This window comes from Acinetobacter sp. 1566109, assembly GCF_000582255.1.
Lineage (GTDB): Bacteria > Pseudomonadota > Gammaproteobacteria > Pseudomonadales > Moraxellaceae > Acinetobacter > Acinetobacter nosocomialis.
Genome location: NZ_JEYB01000001.1, coordinates 1 through 23534 on the forward strand (window position 1 = coordinate 1; position 23534 = coordinate 23534).

The window sequence follows — 23534 nt, forward strand, 5'->3', positions numbered from 1 at the left end:
TTGCGCTCTGCCGCAGGTTCGTATTTAGCTGGTCCGGATGATATTTATGTGAGCCCCTCACAAATCCGACGCTTTAACTTGCGTACAGGTGATACCATCACAGGTACTATTCGCCCTCCGAAAGAAGGTGAGCGTTATTTTGCGTTGCTCAAAGTTAACCAGATTAACTATGACACGCCAGAAAATTCTCGAAATAAAATTTTATTTGAAAACTTAACTCCCCTTTTCCCAACCGAACAATTGGTTATGGAACTTGGTAATGGTACAACAGAAGACTTAACTGCTCGTGTTGTCGACTTAGTTGCGCCAATTGGTAAAGGACAACGTTCTATTATTGTTGCACCGCCAAAAGCGGGTAAAACAATGTTACTTCAAAACATTGCACAATCTATTGTGAGAAACAATCCGGAAGTGTTCCTTATTGTTTTACTTATTGATGAGCGTCCAGAAGAAGTAACTGAAATGGAACGTACCGTACGCGGTGAAGTCGTTGCCTCAACATTTGATGAAGCACCAGCACGTCACGTACAAGTAGCTGAAATGGTCATTGAAAAAGCAAAACGTCTTGTTGAACATAAAAAAGATGTTGTGATTTTACTTGACTCTATCACACGTTTAGCTCGCGCATACAACACTGTAATTCCTTCATCAGGCAAGGTATTGACCGGTGGTGTAGATGCACATGCATTAGAACGCCCAAAACGTTTCTTCGGTGCTGCTCGTAACATCGAAGAAGGCGGTTCTTTAACAATCATCTCTACTGCTCTTATTGAGACTGGCAGTAAAATGGACGATGTAATTTACGAAGAATTCAAAGGTACTGGTAACCAAGAAATTACACTTGATCGCCGTATTGCTGAGAAGCGTGTCTTCCCTGCCATGAATATTAAGAAGTCAGGTACACGTCGTGAAGAACGTTTAATGGATGAAGATAAATTACGTAAAGTCTGGATCCTCCGTAAACTCCTTCATCCTATGGATGAGTTGGCTGCTATGGAATTCTTACTTGACCGTATGAAAGAAACCAAAACAAATGATGATTTCTTTGATCAGATGAAACGTAAAGCTTCAACTTAATCATTATGTTGTTTCCAAAAAGCTACTCTCATGAGTAGCTTTTTTATTTGGTTGACATGCTTTACACAAAAATACATTTTGTTAAACCTTATGTAAGGATATATTTAAGTTTTTGAAAACAAATATTTTTAATATAAAAAAATTATGTTTTTTAGTAGCTTACTTATACCTTTTCCAATATATCTAATCTAATTGATTGTTTTTTTCTGTTAAAAAACAGGCTGTTTTTTCAATTTTTCTGCGCTTTTTTGACAGGTGACAGTAGTATTTCAACATTTGCAGTGATAGCATAGCGGCAGACCAGTTAGACTGCTCCATGCGTTGTTACCTAGCTACGTTTAGGAATAATAAAAGCAAAACAGCCTAACTTAGGTTTTTTTAATCTCAAATTTTTTTTGTGAGAGTGATGCCATGTTATTCAAAAAATTCGCTGTTGCTGCTGCTGTTGCCGCTACTTTAGCTTTCGTTGGTTGTTCTAAGAAAGAAGAAGCTCCTGCTGCTGCTGCTGCTTCTGAAGCTGTAGCTGCTGCTTCTGAAGCTACTGCTGCTGCTTCTGAAGCTGCTGTTGCTGTTGACGCTGCTGCTTCTGAAACTGCTGCTGCTTCTGACGCTGCTGCTTCTGCTTCTGACGCTGCTGCTGCTGCTACTGACGCTGCTGCTTCTGCTGCACACTAATCTAGAATCTAGATTAGATAAAAAGAGGACGTTATGTCCTCTTTTTTTATGCTTAAATTTTATGATTTAAACAAATATATATTCGATATATGATTTAAATGAATTTGATCGCTCCATAAAACATGTTAATTCTAAAGCTATAAAAAAATTATAAATAAAAAAAAGCAGATCAATCGATCTGCTCATTTCCAACGCGTTGTCTAAATTTCTGACCTGCTCTGAAGGTCACTACACGACGGGCAGAAATCGGAATTTCTTCGCCTGTTTTAGGATTACGTCCTGGACGCTCGCGTTTATCTCTAAGCTCGAAATTACCAAAACCAGAAAGCTTAACCTGCTCACCCGCGATAAGCGCTTGGCTAATTTCGTCAAAGAACAACTCGACCATTTGTTTTGCTTCACGGCGATTTAAGCTGGTTAACTCACTTAAATGATCAGCCATGTCTGCTTTAGTTAGTGCTGTCATGAGGCCCTCAATGTCGCTTGATAAGTGTTTTCCAACACTTGGATTATATTGTCCATACCAGATTTAATTTCAGCATCTTCAAGCGTACGTGAAGGATGTTGCCATAATAGTGCAAACGCTAATGAACGTTTACCTTCTTCGACACCCTGCCCCGTATACACATCGAATAACCAAGTAGAGTCTAAAAGCTCTCCACCAGTTTTTTCGATTAACTGCTGAATATCTCTAACATTTATATTATCAGAGATTAAAAGCGCAATATCACGTCTAACCGAAGGAAAACGTGATAATTCTGTAAAATTAGATACATAAGATTGCAAAACTGCTGCCTGATCAAGCTCAGCAACCCAAGTTGTGCTCAAATCGAGCTGATTTTCTAAAGATGGGTGCAAACGACCTAGGTAACCAATTGATTTACCATCAACTAAAATTTCAGCAGACTGTCCTGGATGTAACCATGAACGCTCTGAACGTACATATTCAACTTTGACACGTCCAGCAGCTAAAACTTCCTCTACTTCACCTTTAAAATCGAAGAAGTCCATTGGTTGTGGCTTAGCATGCCATGATTCTGGTTCACGAGAACCTACAGCAATTAAAGCTAATGTCGGGATTTGCTTTAAGTCTTGAATAGAATTGGCATCTTGATAATCAAAACGTAAGCCAAGCTCAAAGAAACGTACACGGCTTTGCTGACGATTTAAATTATATTGCACACAAGGAATTAAACTAGAAAGCAAAGTGCTACGCATTGCTGCCAAATCACTTGAAATTGGATTTGCCAGCATAAGTGGATTGACTTGCGGGTTTAACTGCTTTTCAAGTTTTGCATCAGCAAAGCTAAAGCTGATTGCTTCTTGGTAACCTAAAGTAACTACCGTTTGGCGTAGCTGTGCAATTTCAAAACGATCTTGGTACTTAGCAAGCTGAACATCCATGCTTGGTAAGCTGATCTGAATATTGTCATATCCATCAATACGTGCAACTTCTTCAATCAAATCTTGATAAATTGCCATATCATAACGATGTGATGGTGGAACTACGCTCCATTCGCCATCAGCCTTAACAGTTACTTCACAACCTAGTCGGGTTAAAGCATCTGTAATAAATTCAGCAGCAACTTGATATCCCAATAATTGGTCTACCTGAGCTTGATTAAGTTCGATCGCTTCACGTTTAGGAAGTAAATCAGATTTTTCAGCTATAGTAATTGGACCAAACTCACCTCCTGCCAACTCTTGAATAAGCTGGGAAGCACGGTTCATCGCAATCAAAGGTAATTCGAAATCTACACCGCGTTCATAACGTTGCGAAGAGTCTGTGTGTAAACCAAAACGACGAGCACGCCCGGCAATCGCAAGCGGAGCAAAGAATGCACTTTCTAAGAAAATGTCTGTCGTATCATCAGTTACACTTGACGCTAGACCACCCATAATACCGGCAATTGCTAAAGCTTTCTGGTCATCAGCAATAACCATCACATCTTCTTGCAATTCAACTTCTTGATCATTCAAAAGTTGCAACTTTTCTTGCGGCTTAGCTTGGCGAACTTGTACAGTACCTTCGATTTTAGCTAAATCAAAAGCATGCATTGGCTGGCCTAATTCCATTAGAACGTAGTTCGTTACATCAACTAAAATACTGTGTGTACGAATACCTGAACGTGCTAAAGCTTGTTCCATCCATTCAGGAGTAGCAGCTTTCACATTTACATTTTTAATGACACGTCCTAAATAGCGTGGAGCACCCTCTGTGCTGATAACAACCTTTTTCTCATCAGTGATTGTCGCATCAACCGATTTAATTTCAGGTTCATTCATTTGCAGTTGGTTAATCACTGCAATTTCACGTGCGATACCACGGATACTGAAACAGTCACCACGGTTTGGCGTAATACTAATATCGATGACGTTATCATCAAGTTTTAAGTATTCACGGATGTTTACCCCTACTGGAGCATCATCAGGTAGCTCAAGCAAACCATCGATTTTATCTTCAAGATCAATTTCAGAAGCGCCGCACAGCATACCTTGTGACTCGACACCACGAAGCTTACCTTTTTTGATTTTAAAATCGCCTGGTAATACTGCGCCAATAGTTGCCACAGGTGCTTTCATTCCAGCACGAACGTTAGGAGCACCACATACAATTTGTAGAGGCTCACCTGAACCAATATTCACTGTTGTTACACGCAGACGGTCTGCATCTGGATGCTGTTCAACTGTTAGAACTTCACCAACTACAACTCCGGTAAATGGCTTAGCAACAGGCGCTAGTTCATCTACCTCAAGACCAAGCATAGTCAACTGATCAGATAATGTATCACTATCAATTGCAGGGTTAACCCATGTGCGTAACCAATTTTCGCTAATCTTCATCTTTATAAACCTTATTTAATCCTGAAAAAATGTTAGGCAAATTGGCGCAAGAAACGCACGTCATTTTGATAGAACATACGCAAGTCATTAATGCCATAACGCAACATTGCAAAACGTTCTACCCCTAAACCAAAAGCAAAGCCTTTGTATTTATCAGGATCAATACCCGCAGCACGCAATACATTTGGATGCACCATGCCACAGCCTAATACTTCTAACCAACGTCCACGCTCATCCATGATATCTACTTCTGCACTAGGCTCTGTAAATGGGAAATATGATGGGCGGAAACGTACTTTTAAATCTTTCTCAAAAAACTCATTAAGTAGGTTAATTAATAAACCTTTTAATTCAGCAAAACTGGTGTTCTCAGCAACGTACAAACCTTCGATTTGATGGAACATTGGCGAATGCGTTTGGTCTGAGTCACAGCGGTATACACGGCCCGGACATACAATACGAATTGGCGGCTGACTTGTTTCCATGGTACGAATTTGCACACCAGAGGTATGCGTACGCAACAAATGGTTTGCATCAAAATAGAAAGTATCGTGCATGGCACGTGCAGGGTGATGCCCAGGAATATTTAATGCTTCAAAGTTATGATAGTCATCTTCAACTTCTGGCCCTGTTGCAACCGTAAAACCAGCTTTAGTAAAGAATTGGCAAATACGTTCTTGCACTTGAGTAACAGGATGAACTGTACCAATACGCTGTCCACGACCTGGCAAAGTAATATCAATGGTCTCATTTGCTAGTTTTTGTGCTAGCGCAGCTTGTTGTAATGCCGTTTGACGCTCAGTTAAAGCACTATTAATCGTTTCTCGAACAGCATGAATCGCAGCACCTTGTACTTTACGTTCTTCAGGGCCCATTTTCCCTAATGCTTTCGATTGTTCTGCAAGCTGGCTTTTTTTCCCTGTAAATTGCACACGCACCTGATCAAGTGCAACAAGGTCTTGAGCTGCTGCAATGGCAGCAAGCGCTTCTGTGGTCAGGGCTTCCAGTGACATATTAACTCTCAAAGCAACAAATTTAAAAATATAATAAAACACTGCATTCTAACAGTTTTTCACCGTATTGATGAAGTTTATCCATCATGAAAAATGTATTAGGCAACAAAAAGATAAAACGTATAAAATAATAGCATCGTCAATGAGATCAATTATTATGGCGCTCAATCAGATTTGGAAACAACAACTTACACTTGTGACCTACGGTAATGAATACCTTCGCCAGAATTTAAGCTTCAACCAATGGCGACAACATCATATTTTTGACCAGCATAGTTTTCAATTTCGCGACTTAATTTCACAGCATTTACTTGCTCAACATTTCCAAGTTTGGTTAGAAGCACTCAAAAAACAAGGGACAACTCAAATCTCTCTTCACCTATCTACTATTTTAAATGAAGAGCAAAACCCGAATAGTAATGTCGAGCTTTTACCTTATGCTCATTTTATTGTAAGCCACCAAAACAATAAAAAAATCGCATGGATTTTTGGTCATGAGCTTGCAGAGTGGTACAGTAGCGATAACGAATTTGAACCACCTTTAAATCAGCGTAGCGATTTACGCTTAGAAACTTTCTGGCGTTTTGAATTGAATGAAAAATTATCTAAGAAAGTTGAAGCTGACTTAAAGGCACCTCAATGGGATGAAATTGCTGACTTTATGGAAACCGAGTTATTTCGGAGTAAGTATACAGCAGGTTTTGAAGAACCCGAATTTCAGAAAAAATATTTTGATGGATCAACTCATCAAATTTCGGTAGATCATCAACCAACACTTTCACTTATACCTGAAAACTACCCAGCAGATTGCGCGCATCAACTCCTCTATCGCACCCAAGCTCTATCTGACTATTTAGAGCAGAAAAAACGCAGCGCAAATGATCCTTTAGGGGAAGACCTAGACCAAGAACAAATTATTAACTTAAGAAACTTTACCCACAAAACTGATGATCTATTTGCAAAGCTCATTGTGAAAGCAGCCAATCATTATCAAACTGCACAATTAAAACCAGTTGAAAAACCTTCTCCTTTTGATGCAACGAATGAATCCGCAACTCATTTAAAAACACCTCATCATAAGGCTGGAGGAACAGGTGTAATTAAGCTTATTGTACTAACGGTAATTATTTGTGCCTTAGCTTATTATTTTGGTCTTTAATCAAGATTAAACTTTCCATTGATAAAGTAATTCTGTTATTCCGAAGCCGAACTCTGGTAGTTCGGCTTCATTAATTAACTGTGCTCCCATTTTTTCATAGAAGAAACGGCTCGGATTTTTATTAAAGACCTCTAAACGAATAAAAGCATAACCTTGATTTAAAGCGCATTGATAGAACTTTTGGAATAATTCACGGCCTATGCCTTGCTTTTGAACTTCTTTTAAAAGATAAAAAGCTAGAATTTCAGCAATATTATTTTCTGGGTTTAAATAACCATCAAGAAAGCCTTTCACTACCCCATTTTCAGTATAGATAAATAACTTATGATCAGGACTTCTGCTTATCTCTTTCCATAACTGTTCTTTATCTAGTACGTTAAGCTCATCTAATATTTCTTGCTTAACCATACTGGCATAGGTTTCTTTCCAACCTTGCACATGTACTTCTGCAATAGATAATGCATCGTTAAATGATGCTATACGAATATCTGAATTATTTAATGACTTCAATTTGCTCCCCTCACCTTACTACTTTTTTAAAGTGAAGCATTGGTTGATCTCACACCAACCTATTCAGTTAAAAGCCGCTCTCGAACATGCATTAAAGCAAACCCCAACAAATTTAGACCTTGCCATAGAGATGGATCTTGGACATGTGGATGGTCTTGCGCCATACCAATACCCCAAATTTTATCGACAGGAGATGCTTCAACCAAAATACGGTCTTTCGTTGCTAATAAGAATTTTTTCAATTCAGAATGCTGTGAGAATTTCGCAAAATTCGCCTGCACCACTATGTCAAAACGATTTTCTTGCCATATCTGTTCATCATAGTTACGCACTTTACGACCGAGTTGCTTTGCTTCATTCGGATGTTTAACCTGCAAAATCTGTGCAAAAATTTCTTCATCATTAAATAATTTTGCTTTTTGCGCCATCATATAGTGTTCAGCAGTAAAATACTCGACACCTTCTACTTTGAATTGCGCTGGGAACCACTGGCTAAAACAGCTTTTATCAACAAGATCAGCTTGTTTAGGAGTATGTCCCCAAAAATATAAGTATTTATACTGGTGACCTTGCTGTACTTTTTGAATTAAGTCATTTAGAAATTTTTCATCTTTCATCATTTATCTCTGATTATTTTCTCTTTTTAAAATAGAACCATTAAAAATAAAAAAGACCGCTAAAAAGCGGCCTCTTTTTGAATCTCTAAGCTTATGCAGCTAATGCACCTTTAGCTTTTTCAGCTAAAGCAGCAAATGCTACTGCATCATGCATAGCGATGTCAGCTAATACGCGACGGTCGATGATCACTTGAGCTTTTTTCAAGCCATCGATCATACGGCTGTAAGACAAACCGTTTTGACGAGCACCAGCATTGATACGCGCAATCCATAGAGCACGGAATTGACGTTTCTTTTGACGGCGGTCACGGTAAGCGTATTGACCAGCTTTGATTACCGCTTGGAACGCTACGCGGTAAACGCGTGAACGAGCACCATAGTAACCTTTAGCGCGAGCAAGAATTTTTTTGTGACGACGATGAGCCACTACACCACGTTTTACACGAGCCATTTATAATCTCCTTAGATGTATGGGCACATACGACGAACTGAATTCATGTCAGAAACATGAACCATTACACAGCCTCGTAATTGACGGATACGTTTAGCAGATTTTTTGGTCAAGATGTGGCGCTTGAACGCTTGTTTACGCTTAAAACCGTTTGCAGTCGCTTTGAAGCGTTTAGCTGCACCACGGCGAGTTTTTAACTTAGCCATAGTAACCTCTTTTAGGCACCTGTTCGGCGCGATTGCACCATTGCAAAATCGACCTGCAGGTAAGGAAGCGCGTATTTTATAGTATGCTGACTAAAATTAAAACTACTCGTAGTGCTTTTTTAGATGAATGTCTTAACAAATTAAAAATTCATATCGTTTTTTTAGAGATTGGTCACTGCTAATAAATTCAACATTATGGCTTGTTTAGCTCTATAATATGTTCAAATTATCAACATACGATATTTCAAATGCAGAAACATGATGCATTAGCTGCACTGCGCTATAGAGATTTCTCTATTGTTACCATTAATCAATTTTGCTTAACGTTAGCAATTTTGATTCAAGAAATTATTGTTGCTTATTCACTTTATCAAATTACCAAAGATCCTCTAACTTTAGGTTTAATTGGACTAGCAGAAGCCATTCCATTTATTGCCCTATCCCTTTGGGGTGGCTATTTTGCTGATAAATTTAATAAACAGGTCATAATGAAAATCTGTTTATTTTTCTCGGTACCTCTACCTTTAGTTTTGTGGTTGCTGTTTCATTTGCATGGTTTAGGTCATATCAGTGTAAATTTCCTTTCGTGGGGTATTTACGCAGTCATCTTTGGCTTAGGTACGATACGTGGGTTTTATAATCCCTCTGCCACCTCGTTGAAACCATTCTTAATTCCACGCGAACTTTATGCCAATGGTGCAACATGGACAACAATTGGTTGGCAAAGTGGCGTGATTATTGGGCCTATGCTAGGCGGTTTTATGCTTGCTTACTTAGGCAGAGAAACCAGTCTTTTTAGTGTTGCTGCCCTACTCAGCATCTGTTTTATTCTTATTAATTTATTACAAAAACGAAGCTTTCCTAAAATTGAAACTGCGAATGTATTAGAAAGCTTAGGTGATGGTTTCCGCTTTATTTGGAAAACAAAAATCGTTCTCTGGACTATTTCTTTAGACTTAGCCTCCGTTTTATTTGGAGGTGTGATTGCCTTACTGCCGATCTTTGCTGAAGATATTTTAAAAGTAGGGCCAGAAGGCTTAGGTTATTTGCGTGCAGCGCCTTCTATTGGTGCACTTATTACCATGATTGCTTTGACCCGTTTTCCGCCAACTCAGCACGCATGGCGTAACATGCTACTTGCAGTTGCCGGATTTGGTGTATTTACGATCCTTTTCGCTTTCTCAAACAATATGTGGTTATCCCTATTTGCACTGGCCATGACAGGTGCTTGTGACAGTATTTCAGTTGTGGTTCGACAAACCATTTTGCAAATATTCCCACCAGAAAATATGCGTGGTCGGGTAGCGGCTGTAAATGGCATGTTTGTGTCATCCAGTAATGAGCTGGGTGCATTTGAATCAGGGTTGGCTGCTAAATATTTGGGGACTATTGCAGCGACTATTTTTGGTGGTTGTATGACGCTTGCAGTGGTCACGTTCTGTTGGTTAAAAACCAATGACCTATTTAAAGTCGACATTACCAAAAGCTCGGAAGACTAAATAAATAGTTTTAATATAAGCATCTTCGGATGCTTGTATTTTAAATAAAGTCTGTAATTACCCAATAAATGAAAATATAACGCCCAGCCTTAGCAATAAGAACCATAAATAAGAAGCGCCAAAAATTTTCTTTGAGTAAGCCAGCAACCAAAGTAATAGGGTCACCAATCACAGGTGTCCAACTTAAAAGTAGCGAATAAAAGCCATATTTATGATAAAAACGTTGAGCTTGTTCTAGACGTTTTTCAGAAACTGGAAACCATTTTTTATGTTTAAATTGTTCTATTTTTAAACCTAACCACCAGTTCACACATGAACCGAGTACATTTCCAAAAGTAGCAATCGAAATAAGAAGGAAAGCGGACTGTTGATTTTTTAATAATAAAGCAGCGAGTACAGCTTCTGATTGTAGTGGTAATAATGTAGCAGCCCCCAAAGCACTCAAAAAAAGTAAAAAGTAACTTAGCATTCTAATTAAACCAAACTACCTTTCACTTTATTCATTGTGCTACCAAGCAAAATTAGATAACTTTAATTGATAAAGCTTTTTGTACCGCAGGACGTGCTGTTAGGCGGACAATGTATTCTTGTACATAAGGATAATCCTCTAATTGAATCCCCTGCCATTCATAGCGCAGAATCCAAGGTAAAATTGCCATATCAGCAATTGAGTATTCCCCCGCAACAAACTTCTGACCAATAAGCTGTTTGTTTAATACGCCATATAAACGCTTAGTTTCATTCACATAACGTTCAATTGCATAAGGAATTTTCTCTGGCGCAAAGCGGTTAAAATGATGATTCTGCCCAAGCATAGGCCCTAGCCCACCCATTTGCCACATGAGCCATTGTTCAACTTCAACTCGCTCTTGTTCATCTGTTGGATAAAACAATCCGGTTTTTCGACCTAAATATTGTAAGATCGCGCCTGATTCAAATACTGAAATTGGCTCACCACGTGGACCGTCCTGATCAACAATTGCGGGGATTTTATTATTCGGGGAAATTTTCAGGAAATCTGGTTGAAATTGATCATTTTCTAAAATATTAATTGGATAAAGGGTGTAATCCAGTCCCATTTCTTCTAAGGCAATTGTGATTTTATGTCCATTGGGTGTTCCCCAATAATATAGATCAATCATTCTATTTTCCTATTCATCGTTATCATGACTGCGTCTTGCGTTATATCATGTTTTGACTAATACAATGATATGTCCAACACCAAAAAACACATAAAATTTGAGAATAACTTTGGTTTAAAAAGTTATTAAATCGCACTTTACTTTAAAGGAATTAAATCAAGAAATGACGGGCATAAAAAAGCACTGCGTTTGCAGTGCTTTTTTTGAGTATTACTTTTTCTTTTTCGGTCCAAGTAACATACCCATTTGTCGACCTTCCATTTTCGGAGCTTGCTCTACAATACCAAACTCAGCTACGTCTGCTTCAATCTTTTGCAATTGAGCTAAACCAAGTTGTTGGTGAGCCATTTCACGACCACGGAAACGTAAAGTGATTTTGACTTTGTTACCTTCTTCAAGGAACTTCAAAATAGCACGAAGCTTAACTTGATAATCACCTACATCAGTTGCTGGGCGTAGTTTGATTTCCTTCACTTGCACTTGATGCTGTTTTTTCTTGGCATCTTTTTGCTTCTGTTTCAGGTCAAACAAGTGCTTGTTGTAATCCATGATTTTACAAACAGGCGGCTCAGCGTTTGCGACAATCTCAACAAGGTCAAGATCTGCATCCTCAGCAGCACGCAGTGCTTCATTTAATGAAACAATTCCTTTTTGCTCACCATCAGCAGCGACGAGGCGTACTTCTTTTGCACGGATCTCATCGTTAATTGCTGGACGGTTACTCTTTGCACCTTGTTGTTGGTTACGGTCAGGCTGTTTAATCTTTCTTACTCCACAATATACCGGCCACGTTCGGCGACGGCAGATTTCACTAAGTCAATGAAAGCATCCACTGACATAGTACCTAAATTTTTTCCTGAGCGAGTACGTACATTCACTGTACCTTCTTCAACTTCTCGATCACCAAGAACTAACAGGTAAGGAATGCGCTCTAGAGTACGCTCACGAATCTTAAATCCGATTTTTTCATTTCTCAAGTCAGAAATAGCGCGAAGGCCATTTTCCTTGAGTTTTGCCACAACTTTCTCACTTGCTTCAGCTTGAGCATCGGTAATGTTCATGACACATGCTTGTACAGGTGACAACCAAGGTGGCATGAAACCAGCGTAGTGTTCAATTAGTATACCAATAAAACGCTCAAAACTACCAAGAATTGCACGATGCAACATTACAGGCTGATCACGTTCGTTTTCTTCAGTTACATAAGAAGCGTCTAAACGAACTGGCAAGTTGAAGTCACATTGAATGGTACCACATTGCCATACACGACCAAGACAGTCTTTTAAAGAGAACTCAATCTTTGGACCATAGAATGCACCTTCACCCGGCTGCAATTCCCATTTAAGACCAGCTGCATCTAAAGCATCTGCTAAAGATTTTTCAGCTAAATCCCAAAGAGCGTCATCACCTACACGTTTTTCTGGGCGAGTAGACAACTTCATTTGAACTTCTTCAAAGCCAAAGTCTTTATAAACGTCTAAAGTAAGTTGAATAAAATCTGCAACTTCTTTACCAATCTGTTCTTTAGTACAGAAGATATGTGCATCATCTTGTGTAAAGCCACGAACACGCATAATACCGTGTAAAGAACCAGATGGTTCATTACGGTGACAAGAACCAAACTCAGCTAGACGAATCGGTAAATCACGGTAAGATTTTAATCCTTGGTTGAACACTTGAACATGACAAGGACAGTTCATTGGTTTTACAGCATAGTTACGACTTTCTGAATGAGTCGTAAACATGTTTTCTGCATAGTTTGCTGCGTGACCAGATTTCTCCCAAAGCGTAAAGTCTACGATTTGCGGAGTTTTAATTTCTTGGTAACCATTGTCTTGCTGAACTTTACGCATGTACTGCTCTAGTACTTGATAAATAGTCCAACCGTTTGCATGCCAGAACACCATACCCGGTGCTTCTTCTTGCATATGGAACAAGTCTAACGCTTTACCAATTTTACGATGGTCACGCTTTTCAGCTTCTTCAATACGCTTGATATAAGCTGCTAACTGTTTTTTATCAGCCCAAGCAGTACCATAAATACGTTGAAGCTGTTCATTCTTCGCATCACCGCGCCAGTAAGCGCCAGAGATTTTGGTAAGTTTGAATGATTTTAAAAATTTAGTATTTGGTACGTGCGGACCACGACACATATCTAAATAATCTTGATGGTAGTACAAGCCCATTTGTGTTTCTTCAGGCATGTCTGCAATCAAGCGTAATTTGTATTCTTCACCACGAGCAGTAAATTCAGCAATAACTTCATCACGTGGAGTCATTTTTTTAACAACGTCGTAATCTTGATCGATGAGCTTTTTCATACGCTCTTCGATTGCTGCCATATCATCTAATGTAAAAGGACGTGGCATCCAGATGTCGTAATAGAAACCTTCTTCGATGACCGGACCAATCACCATCTTTGCTTCAGGGAAAAGTTGCTTTACTGCATGCCCTACAAGGTGTGCACAAGAGTGGCGAATGATCTCAAGACCTTCTTCATCTTTTGGAGTGATAATTTGTAAGGTCGAGTCTTCGGTAATTAAGTCACATGCATCAACTAAGCGATCATTTACTCGTCCAGCAACGGTATTTTTTGCTAAACCAGGCCCAATACTTTGAGCGACTTCCATAACAGATACAGGGTGATCAAAATTCTTTTGATCGCCATTTGGCAATGTGATAATTGGCATAGAAAAATCCTTAAGGAGTGATGCCCTATACGAAGGAGCATTTCACCGCGAGATTATGATCGAGGCAAGCCTCAAAATATAAAAACGGTGTAAATCAAAATTAAAAAACCTGAAAGATTTTACACTTGTTCAAGCCAAGTGAAAACCTTTGTACTCATAAAATCATAAATACATTTTGCTTATACGGTAAACAGCAATAAGTGACTTTAATAAGTGCTCTACCTAAATTTTAAGAAATACATAAATAGGATAATTATTCATCAGAACTGTTTTAAGATGTTGAAAATAGCATTTGTGCTCATTTCCTGACTGAGGGGTATTTCTGTTTAAGACTAAAGCATTAATGCTTTGATTAATATTAAGTCATATTTTCAAAGAATGAATTAAAAAATAGAACATGGAGTTATTTCACATGGTTAGTGCATACGATGAATTACCACGCACACCCGCAAACTTTGTTGCGTTATCCCCTCTGCGCTATTTAGAACGTGCAGCTTATATCTATCCAGACCAAGCGTCTATCATTCATGGTAATCGTCAGATTTCATGGAAAGAAACTTATCAGCGCTGCCGTCAATTTGCATCTCAGCTTCAACAATTAGGCATAACTAAAAACGATACCGTTTCAGTTTTATTGCCAAATGTACCAGCAATGATTGAAGCCCATTTTGCTGTCCCTATGGCAGGGGCCGTTCTTAATACACTAAACACCCGTTTAGATGCTAAAACCATCGCTTTTATGCTAGAGCATGCTGAGACGAAAGTGCTTTTGGTTGACCCCGAGTTTGTTAATTTAGCCCGAGAAGCCCTATCACTCATTCCAAACCAACATATCATTGTGATTGATGTAGCTGATGAAGAATATGAAGGTGAAAATCAATTTCTTGGTTCGTTTGAATATGAAGAATGGATAGCTCAAGGCGATGCTAATTTCGAATGGCTTTTACCGCAAGATGAGTGGGATGCAATTAGTTTAAATTACACATCAGGAACAACGGGTAATCCTAAGGGAGTGGTTTATCACCACCGAGGTGCTTATTTAAATGCAGCTAGTAATATTTTAGCTTGCGGTATGAAACCTCGAGCTGTTTATTTATGGACACTTCCTCTTTTTCACTGCAATGGTTGGTGCTTTGCGTGGAGTATTGCAGCAAGTGGCGGAACCAATATTTGTTTACGCAAAGTTGACCCCGAACTGGTGATGCAGCTTATTGCTAAACATAAAGTTGATTACTTCTGTGGCGCTCCAATCGTCTTATCCATGATTATTAATCTACCGAAAGAAAAGCAGCCAATCATAGAACATCATGTTGAAGTTATGGTGGCAGGTGCTGCTCCACCTGTCGCTGTAATTGAAGGTATGCGAAATATTGGGATTAATGTCAACCATGTGTATGGTTTAACCGAAACCTATGGACCATCTGCCCTTTGTGCCTCTCAAGCAGGATGGAGCGACCTGTCAATTACTGAACAAGCGCAACTGCATTCTCGTCAGGGTGTGCCTTATCCACTTCAAGATAGTATGCGAGTACTAGACCCTAAAACGATGCAACCAGTTCCAAATGACGGTGAAACCATGGGAGAAATTATGTTCCGTGGCAATATTGTTATGAAAGGATATTTAAAAAATCCAAAGGCAACCGAAGAAGCTTTCGCTGGTGGCTGGTTTCATACTGGAGATTTAGCTGTTTGCCATCCAGATGGTTACGCAAAAATTACTGACCGCTCTAAAGATATTATTATCTCGGGCGGAGAGAATATTTCATCTTTAGAAGTTGAAGATGTTTTATATAAACACCCTGCGGTTTTAACAGCGGCTGTTGTGGCAAAACCTGATGAACGTTGGCAAGAAGTACCATGTGCATTTATTGAATTAAAAACGGGTGCTACAGTGACTCCTGAAGAAATTATTGCACATTGTCAAAAAGAACTGGCGCGTTTTAAAGTCCCCAAAGATGTAGTGATTACAGAAATTCCAAAAACCTCAACAGGCAAATTGCAAAAATTCATTTTGCGTGAATGGGCAAAAGAACGCGTTTAAACAATATAAGAAATAAAAAAAGCGACGTATTAAACGTCGCTTTTTTTAGTTAAAACGAAATTAACCTTGATCTGACAATAAAGCGACTTGTTGCACGTAGTTAATAAACTTACCTTTAGATGCTTCAAGATCTGCTTCTGGAACTTGCTGAGTCTTATCACGGTTAATCCTTAACACATGCTGACGCAAAGTATGACGTTCTGATGCATTATAGATTTTACTAAACTCGTTAATTGCAGGATCACCTTGCTCGATCATACGATCTACCCAACGCATAAGTTGAGCTTGCTTTTTCGCACCTTGTTGAGGAGTCAAATAAGATAAAATGACTGTCTCATCTTCATTACGCAAGAGTTTACCAACACGTTGAAATTGGCGACGGCGTGCTTCAAACGAACTAATATTCTGGACTTCTAAAAGAGCATCAATTAAACGCTCATCAACCGGAAGTTTTTGAATCTGTTTGATAGAAAGTTGTGCTAACTGCTCACCTAAAGCAGCCATACGTTGAACTGCTTTTTTCTGTTCGGTTTTACTTGCACGTCCTTCTAAAGAATCAAAATCTTCTTCAGTATAACGCTGGGGACGACGTGCCACGATTAATCTGCCTCATAAAATTTTGCGGCGAATAACGCCTGTACTTCATTTAATGCCTGTTCTTCGTCAGTGCCCTCAATGACCAAACGTAAAGTGGTCCCTTTTCCTGCACCTAACATCAGTAACGACATAATATTCTTAGCATCTACTAAATGATCGCCCTTACCAATCTGAATTGACGAACGAAACTTTGTAGTGACCTCTATCAGTTTTCCTGATGCACGTGCATGTAAACCGAGTTTATTAATTACATCAACAGTTGTGTCTATCATGACCAGTGCTTCATTTCTCTGTGTAAGACCTGAACAGACCATTCTGCCTCAAGTGCTTGTTTTAGTCTATCTACCATATAAACTGAACGATGCTGGCCGCCAGTGCAACCTATTGAAACCGTCATATAATGACGATGCCCTTCAGCAAATGCCGGCAGCCATTTTCTTAAGAAGTGGTGTATATCCTCAAACATTTCATTTGCTTGCGGACTTGCTTCTAAAAACTGCTTAACTGGCTCGTCTAAACCAGAAAAGCGGCGTAATTCTAAATCCCAATGCGGATTTGGTAAATGCCGTACGTCAAAAACATAGTCAGCATCTAAAGGAATGCCATGTTTATAGCCAAATGACTGCAATATAACAATCAGATTATCTGACTGCCCTAATTTTGACAGCAAGATATGTTTTAAATCATGAACACTTTTATCAGTGGTATCAATATGAACCGTTGCTCGGAACTGAATTGGAATCAGTAACTGCTTTTCTTCATGAATACATTGCAAAAGGCTTTTGAAGCGATTCGCCAACGGATGTGGACGACGCGACGCACTAAATCGTGCAATCAAATCCTGATCTTGTGTCGTCAGATAAATCACATCAACCGTACCATGTTTTTGTAATTGCTCAAAAACATGGTCGAACTCTTGCATATCAGCCCGAGTACTTCGGACATCTACACCTAAAGCCAGCTGTTCAAGATTATTTTCATGATCTAGCTTTGCCACAATTTCAGGCAGCAATGCCAAAGGTAAATTATCAATACAGTAATAGCCCAAATCTTCTAATACTTGAAGAGCTGAAGATTTTCCTGAACCAGACTGTCCTGTCACGATAAGTATACGCTTCATGGCATGGCTGTCCTTTTATGTATTATTGAGGTGTAAAGGCAACTTGTAAATTATCAATTAAACGTGTTCCGCCCAACTTAGCCGCGACAAACAACACAATATCACGATCAAATTGAGACACAGCCAACAAGTTTGGCTGACGAGCTTCCACATAATCCACAACAAAACCATTGTCTGTCAACAACGTTTTTAAATCTGCCAAGACTTGTTGTAAATCTTTACCTTGGTGTAATTGCTCTTCAGCTTGCTTTAGACCTTGATAGATGACTGGTGCAGTTTGACGTTGTTCAGGAGTCAAATAACCATTTCTTGAACTCAGTGCTAAACCATCTGCTGCACGAACAATGGGTACGCCAATCACTTCTAATGGAATATTTAAGTCTTGTACAAATTGGCGAATCACCGCCAACTGTTGATAATCTTTTTGACCAAAAAAAGCATAATTCGGTTGCACAATATTAAAGAGTTTTGTGACAACCAGCGCTACACCGTCAAAGTGCCCAGGACGTGAACTACCGCATAAGTCATCTGTAATCTGGCTGACACTAATATTAGTTAAACGAGGTTGTGTACCGTACATTTGCTCAACTGAAGGCGCAAAAATAATATCACAACCAACATCAGCAAGTAGACGACTGTCCTGCTCTAAAGTACGTGGATAGTTATCAAAATCTTCACCTGGACCAAATTGGGTCGGGTTCACAAAGATACTCACAACTACTACATCACATAACTTTTTCGCTTCACGAACAAGTGTGAGATGTCCTTCATGTAGATTTCCCATAGTTGGGACAAAACCAATGATTTTACGTGCAGCTCTAGCAGGATTTAAAGAAGCAGCTAAGCCTTGTATAGTGGTTTCTGTTTTCATGAATTACAGCTCAACTTGGAAAGTATGTTCTTTGGCTGGGAACGACTGGTCCTGTACAGCAGCATGAAAAGCCTTAAACGCATCTAAAATTGCTGTTTCACCAGATTGTTCTTTCATAAAGTTACGCACAAAACGTGCAACCTTGCCAAATGTCAAACCTAACATGTCTTGTACTACAAGTACCTGACCATCAGTCGCATTACCCGCCCCAATACCAATTACAGGAGTATTCGGGAATAACTCAGCAATTTCTTGGCCCAATTGTGCAGGAACGCATTCAAGTAATAATACTGCCGCGCCCGCTTCAACTACAGCCGTACAGTCAGCAATAAGTTGATCAGCAGCTTCACGGGTTCTAGCTTGTAGTTTATAACCACCAAATACATGTACAGACTGAGGGGTTAAACCTAAATGTACGCATACAGGTACACCATTACGTGTTAACACTTGTACGGTTTCACTTAGCCATGCACCGCCTTCGATTTTGATCATCTGGGCACCAGCTTGCATAACTGTTTTCGCATTCTGCAAAGCATCGTTTAAAGTGGCATAACTCATAAATGGTAGATCAGTCATAATCAATGCATGCTGATTACCACGGCGCACCGCCGCTGTATGATAAGCCATGTCTTCAACAGTTACAGGTAAAGTTGAATCACGACCTTGAATTGCCATTCCAAGAGAATCACCAATTAAGATAGTATCAATTTCAGCAAGTTCCATTGCTTTTGCCATACTTGCATCGTAACAAGTTAGACAAGAGAACTTACGTCCTTCGGCTTTAAATTTTCTTAAGTCACTTAGACTAATCATGATGGTATCCTCTACAGGAGTTTGCAGAACGTATAAGTCAGGCTTAAGCCCAAGACTCATCAGCAAGTACAGTCAGCGTTGGCTGCTGTAAGAGTTCTAAATTCTTAAGTGGCTGATCATTGATATGTAAATCAGCGTCTAAATCTAATAAAGGAATCACAACAAAATCTCGTTGCATTATTCCTACATGCGGCACCGTTAAGCGCTCATTTTGTATTTTTTCATCACCATAAATCAGCAGGTCTAGGTCCAAAGTTCGCTCCCCCCAATGACGGAGTCTTACTCGCCCAGCTTCTTGCTCAAAACGCTGTAAATGATCGAGCAAGTCAAGCGGAAGTAACTCAGTTTTTAGCTGAGCTACTGCATTTAGATAATTGGGTTGATCTTGGGGACCCATTGGTGGGCTTTGGTACAGTTTGGATACCTTCACTTCACCAATAGTTTTAAGCTTGGCTATCGCTTCAGACAAAATCTGGCGTGAGTCACCTAGGTTACTTCCTAAGCCAATATATGTGGTTACTGTCATTGTGTCGGCCCAAAAATAACTTGGCTCAAATCACGTTGTACCCGCTTGCGCTTTAAAATTGGGTGATCGCTCGTCATATTGGTTTGTGATGTGGAAGATTTTTCCATAAAACGATCAACAGACTGCTCTTGTCGTGCACGTTCTTTCTTACCACGACGGCTTCGAGGCTCTGGAACATCCACCAAAGGCTCAATTTCTGCATCAGCTCTATTGTTTTCAATAGGTTCAACAGCAACCTTACGACGACTTTTAGCTTTTTGACGATTATATTGGCTAATCGCAGCTTCTTTTTCATCGTTTGACATTTCTTGGTAAGCATCCCACCAGCTTCCCATTCCTTGTGTTGTGTCATCTCCTGACTTTTCACGAAGTAATAAGAAGTCAAAGCCTGCACGGAAACGCGCATGGCTTGCCAATGCTTCAATTTGCTGTGGCTTTGGATTAAGCAATCGGGTTTGCATTTCCCAAACTTCACGAATAAAAGTTTCGGCAAAACGAGGAATGACTGTACGTGTCGCTTGACGTTTTAAAACATCTAAACCTGCTTGAGCACGTGCTTCGGCTGGAACAACGCCTTTTGATAAATAAAAGTCACAACGCTCTAAAAATGGTTGCCACAATAAAACTGCATAGAAAAATGCAGGGTTAATGGTTTTGCCAATTTGAATGCGTTGATCTGTATTTTTTGCAGCGCGTTGAATAAATGGGGTGAGATCTGGACGAATATCAGCAAAAAGCTGCTTCCACACGCCAAATTCAATTAGCATTGGTAATACACGTGCCAAATGACCCATTGTGAAAAGCTTCTGAGACTCATCGTATAAACGGTGCGGAGAAACATCACGAAGCAATTGTGTCATCTCAACATCAAAAATATCGAGAATTGCTGGATCAATTTTAAAATTTAGCTTAGCTGCAAAACGTAACGTCCGTAGCATACGCACCGGATCTTCTTCAAAACGTTGCACAGGATCGCCCAATAAACGCAAAGTCTTATTCTTGACATCATCAATTGCTTTACAAAAATCGAGCACAATACCCTTACGTGGTTGGTAATAAAGCGTATTGATAGAAAAATCGCGTCGAGCAAAGTCCTGTTCGATGGTTCCCCAGTTATTGTCACGCAAAATCATGCCAGAAGCATTGGTAACTGCTTTTTTAGGAGGAGCACGGAAAGTCGCAACTTCGATCAGCTCACGTCCTGAATAGACATGTGCCAATTCAAATCGACGACCAATAATTCGGCATCGACGACCAAAAACTTCTTTAATTTGAGAAGGTGTTGCATTGGTGACTGCATCGAAATCTTTAGGATTGAGTCCTAGCATTAAATCACGGACACCACCCCCAACAATATAAGCTTCATAGCCTGCTTTGGTCAGACTATCGATCACATCTAAAATCGAAGAAGGAAGTTGGGCTGTGGACAAACCACATTTTGACGCTCGCAAGGTTTGCAAAAGACGCTGTCTCCTACGTCAGGACGTAAATAACAAGTTGTCGCTAATCATAGCTCTAACACACACAAAGGGCAATTTGATTCTCTTTAGATTGCGCAGGAAATGATAATTGACGAACAGAACTTTTATAAGGCTAAACGTGATTTATTTTTTTCAAAAATAGCGGGGCCGATTCCTTTGACGTTTTTAATTTCATCAATATTTTTAAAACCCCCATTCTTTTGTCTGTATTCCACAATTGCTTGAGCCTTTTTCTCACCTATACCTTTTAGCTGCCGAAACTCATTTACAGTGGCCTGATTTAAATGAATCTGCCCAGTAGAATCATTTAAACTGTTCGTTTGAGAAATTTTAGAACCATAAGAATGAGAAGACTTAGAGACGTTTAACTTTTGGTCGTACATCTGCTGCTTAGCCTTCCATTCCTGAAAATTCTGATCAAACGATTGAGCAAAAACCGAAGGTGAAATCACACCTAAGCACAACATCATTAAAATAAAACAATTATTTTTCCAAAGTCTCATGCTGTATCGCATGTCGTTTTTCCCCTGAATGTAATTGTCGTTTTGCTTGGTTCCACAATTCATCCATCTCGGACAAGGTCATGTCTTCTAATGTTCTTTGCTGTTTTATAGCTTGCTCTTCAATAAAAGCAAAACGACTTCTAAATTTATGTATGGTTGATAAAAGTGAAGTTTCACTTGAAATGTTAAGTTTACGTCCTACATTGACTAATGAAAACAGACAATCCCCAAATTCGTCTTGAATTTCATCAATATTTTGATTTTTAAGCGCCTCTTTGAACTCACCTAATTCTTCTTCTAATTTTACATAAGCATCTTCTACTGTTTCAAAATCAAATCCGACTTTTGCAACATTCTTTTGAATTTCGTGTGCTTGAGTCAGTGCAGGACCATGTTTAATTTCATCTAATCTTGATTTCGGCTTGCCTTGCTTCTCTTGTTGTTTAATTTGTTTCCATAACTCGCTTACTTGTTCTGGTGTTAAGTTATTAAATTGATCAGCCTGGAAAACATGTGGATGACGTCTTATCAATTTTTCACTAATTGCCTCAACTACATCATGAAAATTGAACGCCCCTTGTTCGCTAAACATTTGCGATTGAAATACAACTTGTAATAACAAATCACCCAACTCATTTCGAATTTCATCAATATCGCCCTGACGGATAGCAGCTTCGACTTCATATGCTTCTTCAATTGCATATTTAGTCAGTGACATTGGGGTTTGCTCTTGATCCCACGGACATTTTTCACGTAGCTCTTGCATAATTTTAAGCAATTTATCCATGTAACCCTCAAGTTTAAAAAGTTGGTCAGTAAATTTAAAATCTTAATTTGCTATGATCAAAATTAAAGCGGCAAATCATTCGTCATATTGTAACGATAAAGAGAAAAAAAGATGAAACATAGCATTCTGATTAGTGGCGCAGCTCAAGGTATTGGAGCAGAAATTGCACGAGTATTTTACAACCAAGGATATAAAGTAGGCATTTATGATATTAACGAATCACTTGCTCAAAGCTTAGCAACAGAGTTAGGACCTAATGCATGCGCTGGCTATTTAGATGTTAGTGATTACAGCCAGTGGCAACTTATATTAAAAGAATTTACCGACTGGGCTGGCGAGCTTAATATTTTAGTGAATAACGCAGGGATTTTATATTCCGGAGCCTTTGAAAATATCGATATTCAATCACATCAAAGAACAATCAATATTAATGTAAACGGCGTCATCAATGGCTGCCATGCTGCTCTTCCTTATTTAAAGCAAGCTTCTTTTGCACGCGTCATTAATCTCTCTTCAGCTTCTGCAATTTATGGGCAAGCTGATCTCATTTCATATTCAGCCAGTAAGTTTGCAGTTCGCGGAATTACCGAAGGTTTAGATGTGGAATGGAAAAAATATGGTATTCGTGTTTTAGATGTGATGCCTTTATTTGTACAAACCGCAATGGTCAATAATATGGATGCAGGTAGTATTCAAAATATGGGCGTTGACTTAACTCCAAATGATATTGCTCAGCAGGTCCTTTCACTTGTCGAGAAAAAAGCTCATTTCTGGACTCCTACTCATACTCCTGTTGGCATAAAAACTAAATTGCTTTATCAACTCTCAACAATAAGCCCACAGTTTCTAAATCGTTTAACTAATATTTATTTATCGAGAAAATAGCTTATAAAAAAGGCCGTCAAATGACGG

At 39.2% G+C, this 23534-nt stretch carries 27 protein-coding genes and 1 pseudogene; 6 read left to right on the top strand and 22 right to left on the bottom strand.

What is annotated here, in order from left to right; all coding sequences use genetic code 11:
- Positions 1-1077, top strand: a 1077-nt coding sequence (gene rho / locus J582_RS05700; RefSeq protein ID WP_032047463.1) for a transcription termination factor Rho, incomplete at its 5' end; no start/stop codon positions are given.
- Between the two features lie 183 nt (positions 1078-1260).
- Here rho and J582_RS25740 read toward each other — a convergent pair.
- A complete protein-coding gene (locus J582_RS25740; RefSeq protein WP_017393480.1) occupies positions 1261-1395 on the bottom strand; it encodes a hypothetical protein in 135 nt (44 codons plus the stop codon).
- 93 nt (positions 1396-1488) lie between these two features.
- Between J582_RS25740 and J582_RS05705 the strand changes: the two genes are divergently transcribed.
- Positions 1489-1752 carry a hypothetical protein gene (locus J582_RS05705; RefSeq protein ID WP_004698569.1) on the top strand — a complete coding sequence of 88 codons (264 nt, stop codon included), beginning with the start codon at positions 1489-1491 and terminating at the stop codon, positions 1750-1752.
- Between the two features lie 169 nt (positions 1753-1921).
- Here J582_RS05705 and J582_RS05710 read toward each other — a convergent pair whose 3' ends face one another.
- Genes J582_RS05710 through pheS form a run of 3 tightly spaced genes read right to left on the bottom strand, consistent with a single transcriptional unit; the run spans position 1922 to position 5609 of the window.
- Positions 1922-2218, bottom strand: coding sequence for an integration host factor subunit alpha (locus J582_RS05710; protein ID WP_000126166.1), 297 nt, complete (start codon positions 2216-2218; stop codon positions 1922-1924).
- Positions 2215-4596, bottom strand: coding sequence for a phenylalanine--tRNA ligase subunit beta (gene pheT / locus J582_RS05715; RefSeq protein WP_032047464.1), 2382 nt, complete (start codon positions 4594-4596; stop codon positions 2215-2217). The genes J582_RS05710 and pheT overlap by 4 nt, the downstream gene beginning before the upstream one ends.
- 32 nt (positions 4597-4628) lie before the next feature.
- A complete protein-coding gene (pheS, locus tag J582_RS05720; RefSeq protein WP_032047465.1) occupies positions 4629-5609 on the bottom strand; it encodes a phenylalanine--tRNA ligase subunit alpha in 981 nt (326 codons plus the stop codon).
- 157 nt (positions 5610-5766) lie between these two features.
- On the opposite strand from pheS, the gene J582_RS05725 reads away from it, so the two are divergent.
- Positions 5767-6768 carry a hypothetical protein gene (locus J582_RS05725; protein WP_032047466.1) on the top strand — a complete coding sequence of 334 codons (1002 nt, stop codon included), beginning with the start codon at positions 5767-5769 and terminating at the stop codon, positions 6766-6768.
- A gap of 6 nt (positions 6769-6774) precedes the next feature.
- On the opposite strand, the gene J582_RS05730 is transcribed toward J582_RS05725, so the two are convergent.
- From J582_RS05730 to J582_RS27210, 5 genes and pseudogenes are all read right to left on the bottom strand, one after another.
- Positions 6775-7278, bottom strand: a complete 504-nt coding sequence (locus J582_RS05730; RefSeq protein WP_032047467.1) for a GNAT family N-acetyltransferase — start codon at positions 7276-7278, stop codon at positions 6775-6777.
- Positions 7279-7337: 59 nt separating this feature from the next.
- Complete coding sequence (locus tag J582_RS05735; protein WP_020992366.1) at positions 7338-7895, bottom strand: NADAR family protein; 558 nt, start codon at positions 7893-7895, stop codon at positions 7338-7340.
- A gap of 91 nt (positions 7896-7986) precedes the next feature.
- On the bottom strand, positions 7987-8346 hold the full coding sequence (gene rplT, locus J582_RS05740) for a 50S ribosomal protein L20 (protein ID WP_000124858.1): 360 nt from the start codon (positions 8344-8346) through the stop codon (positions 7987-7989).
- An 11-nt stretch (positions 8347-8357) separates the two neighbouring features.
- Positions 8358-8552: a 50S ribosomal protein L35 gene (gene rpmI / locus J582_RS05745; protein WP_002054552.1), complete on the bottom strand. Its 195-nt coding sequence runs from the start codon at positions 8550-8552 to the stop codon at positions 8358-8360.
- Between the two features lie 11 nt (positions 8553-8563).
- Positions 8564-8671, bottom strand: a pseudogene (locus J582_RS27210) (hypothetical protein); the annotation flags it as partial.
- 129 nt (positions 8672-8800) lie between these two features.
- Here J582_RS27210 and nreB point away from each other — a divergent pair.
- Complete coding sequence (gene nreB / locus J582_RS05750; protein WP_032047468.1) at positions 8801-10051, top strand: nickel resistance MFS transporter NreB; 1251 nt, start codon at positions 8801-8803, stop codon at positions 10049-10051.
- Positions 10052-10091: 40 nt separating this feature from the next.
- Here nreB and J582_RS05755 read toward each other — a convergent pair whose 3' ends face one another.
- The 4 genes from J582_RS05755 to thrS all read right to left on the bottom strand — a co-directional run bounded on the left by J582_RS05755 (position 10092) and on the right by thrS (position 13883).
- Entirely contained in the window at positions 10092-10520 is a 429-nt protein-coding gene (locus J582_RS05755; RefSeq protein WP_032047469.1) for a YqaA family protein, read from the bottom strand.
- A 52-nt stretch (positions 10521-10572) separates the two neighbouring features.
- Positions 10573-11193 carry a glutathione S-transferase N-terminal domain-containing protein gene (locus J582_RS05760; protein ID WP_002054551.1) on the bottom strand — a complete coding sequence of 207 codons (621 nt, stop codon included), beginning with the start codon at positions 11191-11193 and terminating at the stop codon, positions 10573-10575.
- Between the two features lie 210 nt (positions 11194-11403).
- Entirely contained in the window at positions 11404-11955 is a 552-nt protein-coding gene (gene infC / locus J582_RS05765; protein ID WP_079377112.1) for a translation initiation factor IF-3, read from the bottom strand.
- A 5-nt stretch (positions 11956-11960) separates the two neighbouring features.
- Positions 11961-13883 carry a threonine--tRNA ligase gene (thrS, locus tag J582_RS05770; protein WP_032047470.1) on the bottom strand — a complete coding sequence of 641 codons (1923 nt, stop codon included), beginning with the start codon at positions 13881-13883 and terminating at the stop codon, positions 11961-11963.
- 412 nt (positions 13884-14295) lie between these two features.
- Here thrS and J582_RS05775 point away from each other — a divergent pair, with 412 nt between their 5' ends.
- A complete protein-coding gene (locus J582_RS05775) occupies positions 14296-15924 on the top strand; it encodes an acyl-CoA synthetase (RefSeq protein ID WP_032047471.1) in 1629 nt (542 codons plus the stop codon).
- A 60-nt stretch (positions 15925-15984) separates the two neighbouring features.
- On the opposite strand, the gene yjgA is transcribed toward J582_RS05775, so the two are convergent.
- The 9 genes from yjgA to mazG form a co-directional block, all read right to left on the bottom strand.
- Positions 15985-16521 (bottom strand): ribosome biogenesis factor YjgA, encoded by a 537-nt coding sequence (gene yjgA, locus J582_RS05780; protein ID WP_004710561.1) that lies wholly within the window; start codon positions 16519-16521, stop codon positions 15985-15987.
- A 2-nt stretch (positions 16522-16523) separates the two neighbouring features.
- Positions 16524-16793: an HPr family phosphocarrier protein gene (locus tag J582_RS05785; protein WP_016804447.1), complete on the bottom strand. Its 270-nt coding sequence runs from the start codon at positions 16791-16793 to the stop codon at positions 16524-16526.
- Complete coding sequence (gene rapZ / locus J582_RS05790) at positions 16790-17641, bottom strand: RNase adapter RapZ (protein WP_002054547.1); 852 nt, start codon at positions 17639-17641, stop codon at positions 16790-16792. Before rapZ ends, J582_RS05785 begins: the two co-directional genes overlap by 4 nt.
- 22 nt (positions 17642-17663) lie before the next feature.
- Positions 17664-18512, bottom strand: a complete 849-nt coding sequence (panC, locus tag J582_RS05795; RefSeq protein WP_016804448.1) for a pantoate--beta-alanine ligase — start codon at positions 18510-18512, stop codon at positions 17664-17666.
- A 3-nt stretch (positions 18513-18515) separates the two neighbouring features.
- Positions 18516-19325, bottom strand: coding sequence for a 3-methyl-2-oxobutanoate hydroxymethyltransferase (gene panB, locus J582_RS05800; protein WP_032047472.1), 810 nt, complete (start codon positions 19323-19325; stop codon positions 18516-18518).
- 43 nt (positions 19326-19368) lie between these two features.
- Entirely contained in the window at positions 19369-19851 is a 483-nt protein-coding gene (folK, locus tag J582_RS05805; RefSeq protein ID WP_006581366.1) for a 2-amino-4-hydroxy-6-hydroxymethyldihydropteridine diphosphokinase, read from the bottom strand.
- On the bottom strand, positions 19848-21311 hold the full coding sequence (pcnB, locus tag J582_RS05810; RefSeq protein ID WP_004710567.1) for a polynucleotide adenylyltransferase PcnB: 1464 nt from the start codon (positions 21309-21311) through the stop codon (positions 19848-19850). Before pcnB ends, folK begins: the two co-directional genes overlap by 4 nt.
- 125 nt (positions 21312-21436) lie before the next feature.
- Complete coding sequence (locus tag J582_RS05815) at positions 21437-21847, bottom strand: ComEA family DNA-binding protein (RefSeq protein WP_031982038.1); 411 nt, start codon at positions 21845-21847, stop codon at positions 21437-21439.
- A complete protein-coding gene (mazG, locus tag J582_RS05820) occupies positions 21816-22622 on the bottom strand; it encodes a nucleoside triphosphate pyrophosphohydrolase (RefSeq protein WP_032047473.1) in 807 nt (268 codons plus the stop codon). Before mazG ends, J582_RS05815 begins: the two co-directional genes overlap by 32 nt.
- A 111-nt stretch (positions 22623-22733) precedes the next feature.
- Between mazG and J582_RS05825 the strand changes: the two genes are divergently transcribed.
- Complete coding sequence (locus J582_RS05825; protein ID WP_032047474.1) at positions 22734-23507, top strand: SDR family oxidoreductase; 774 nt, start codon at positions 22734-22736, stop codon at positions 23505-23507.
- Positions 23508-23534: the final 27 nt, after the last annotated feature.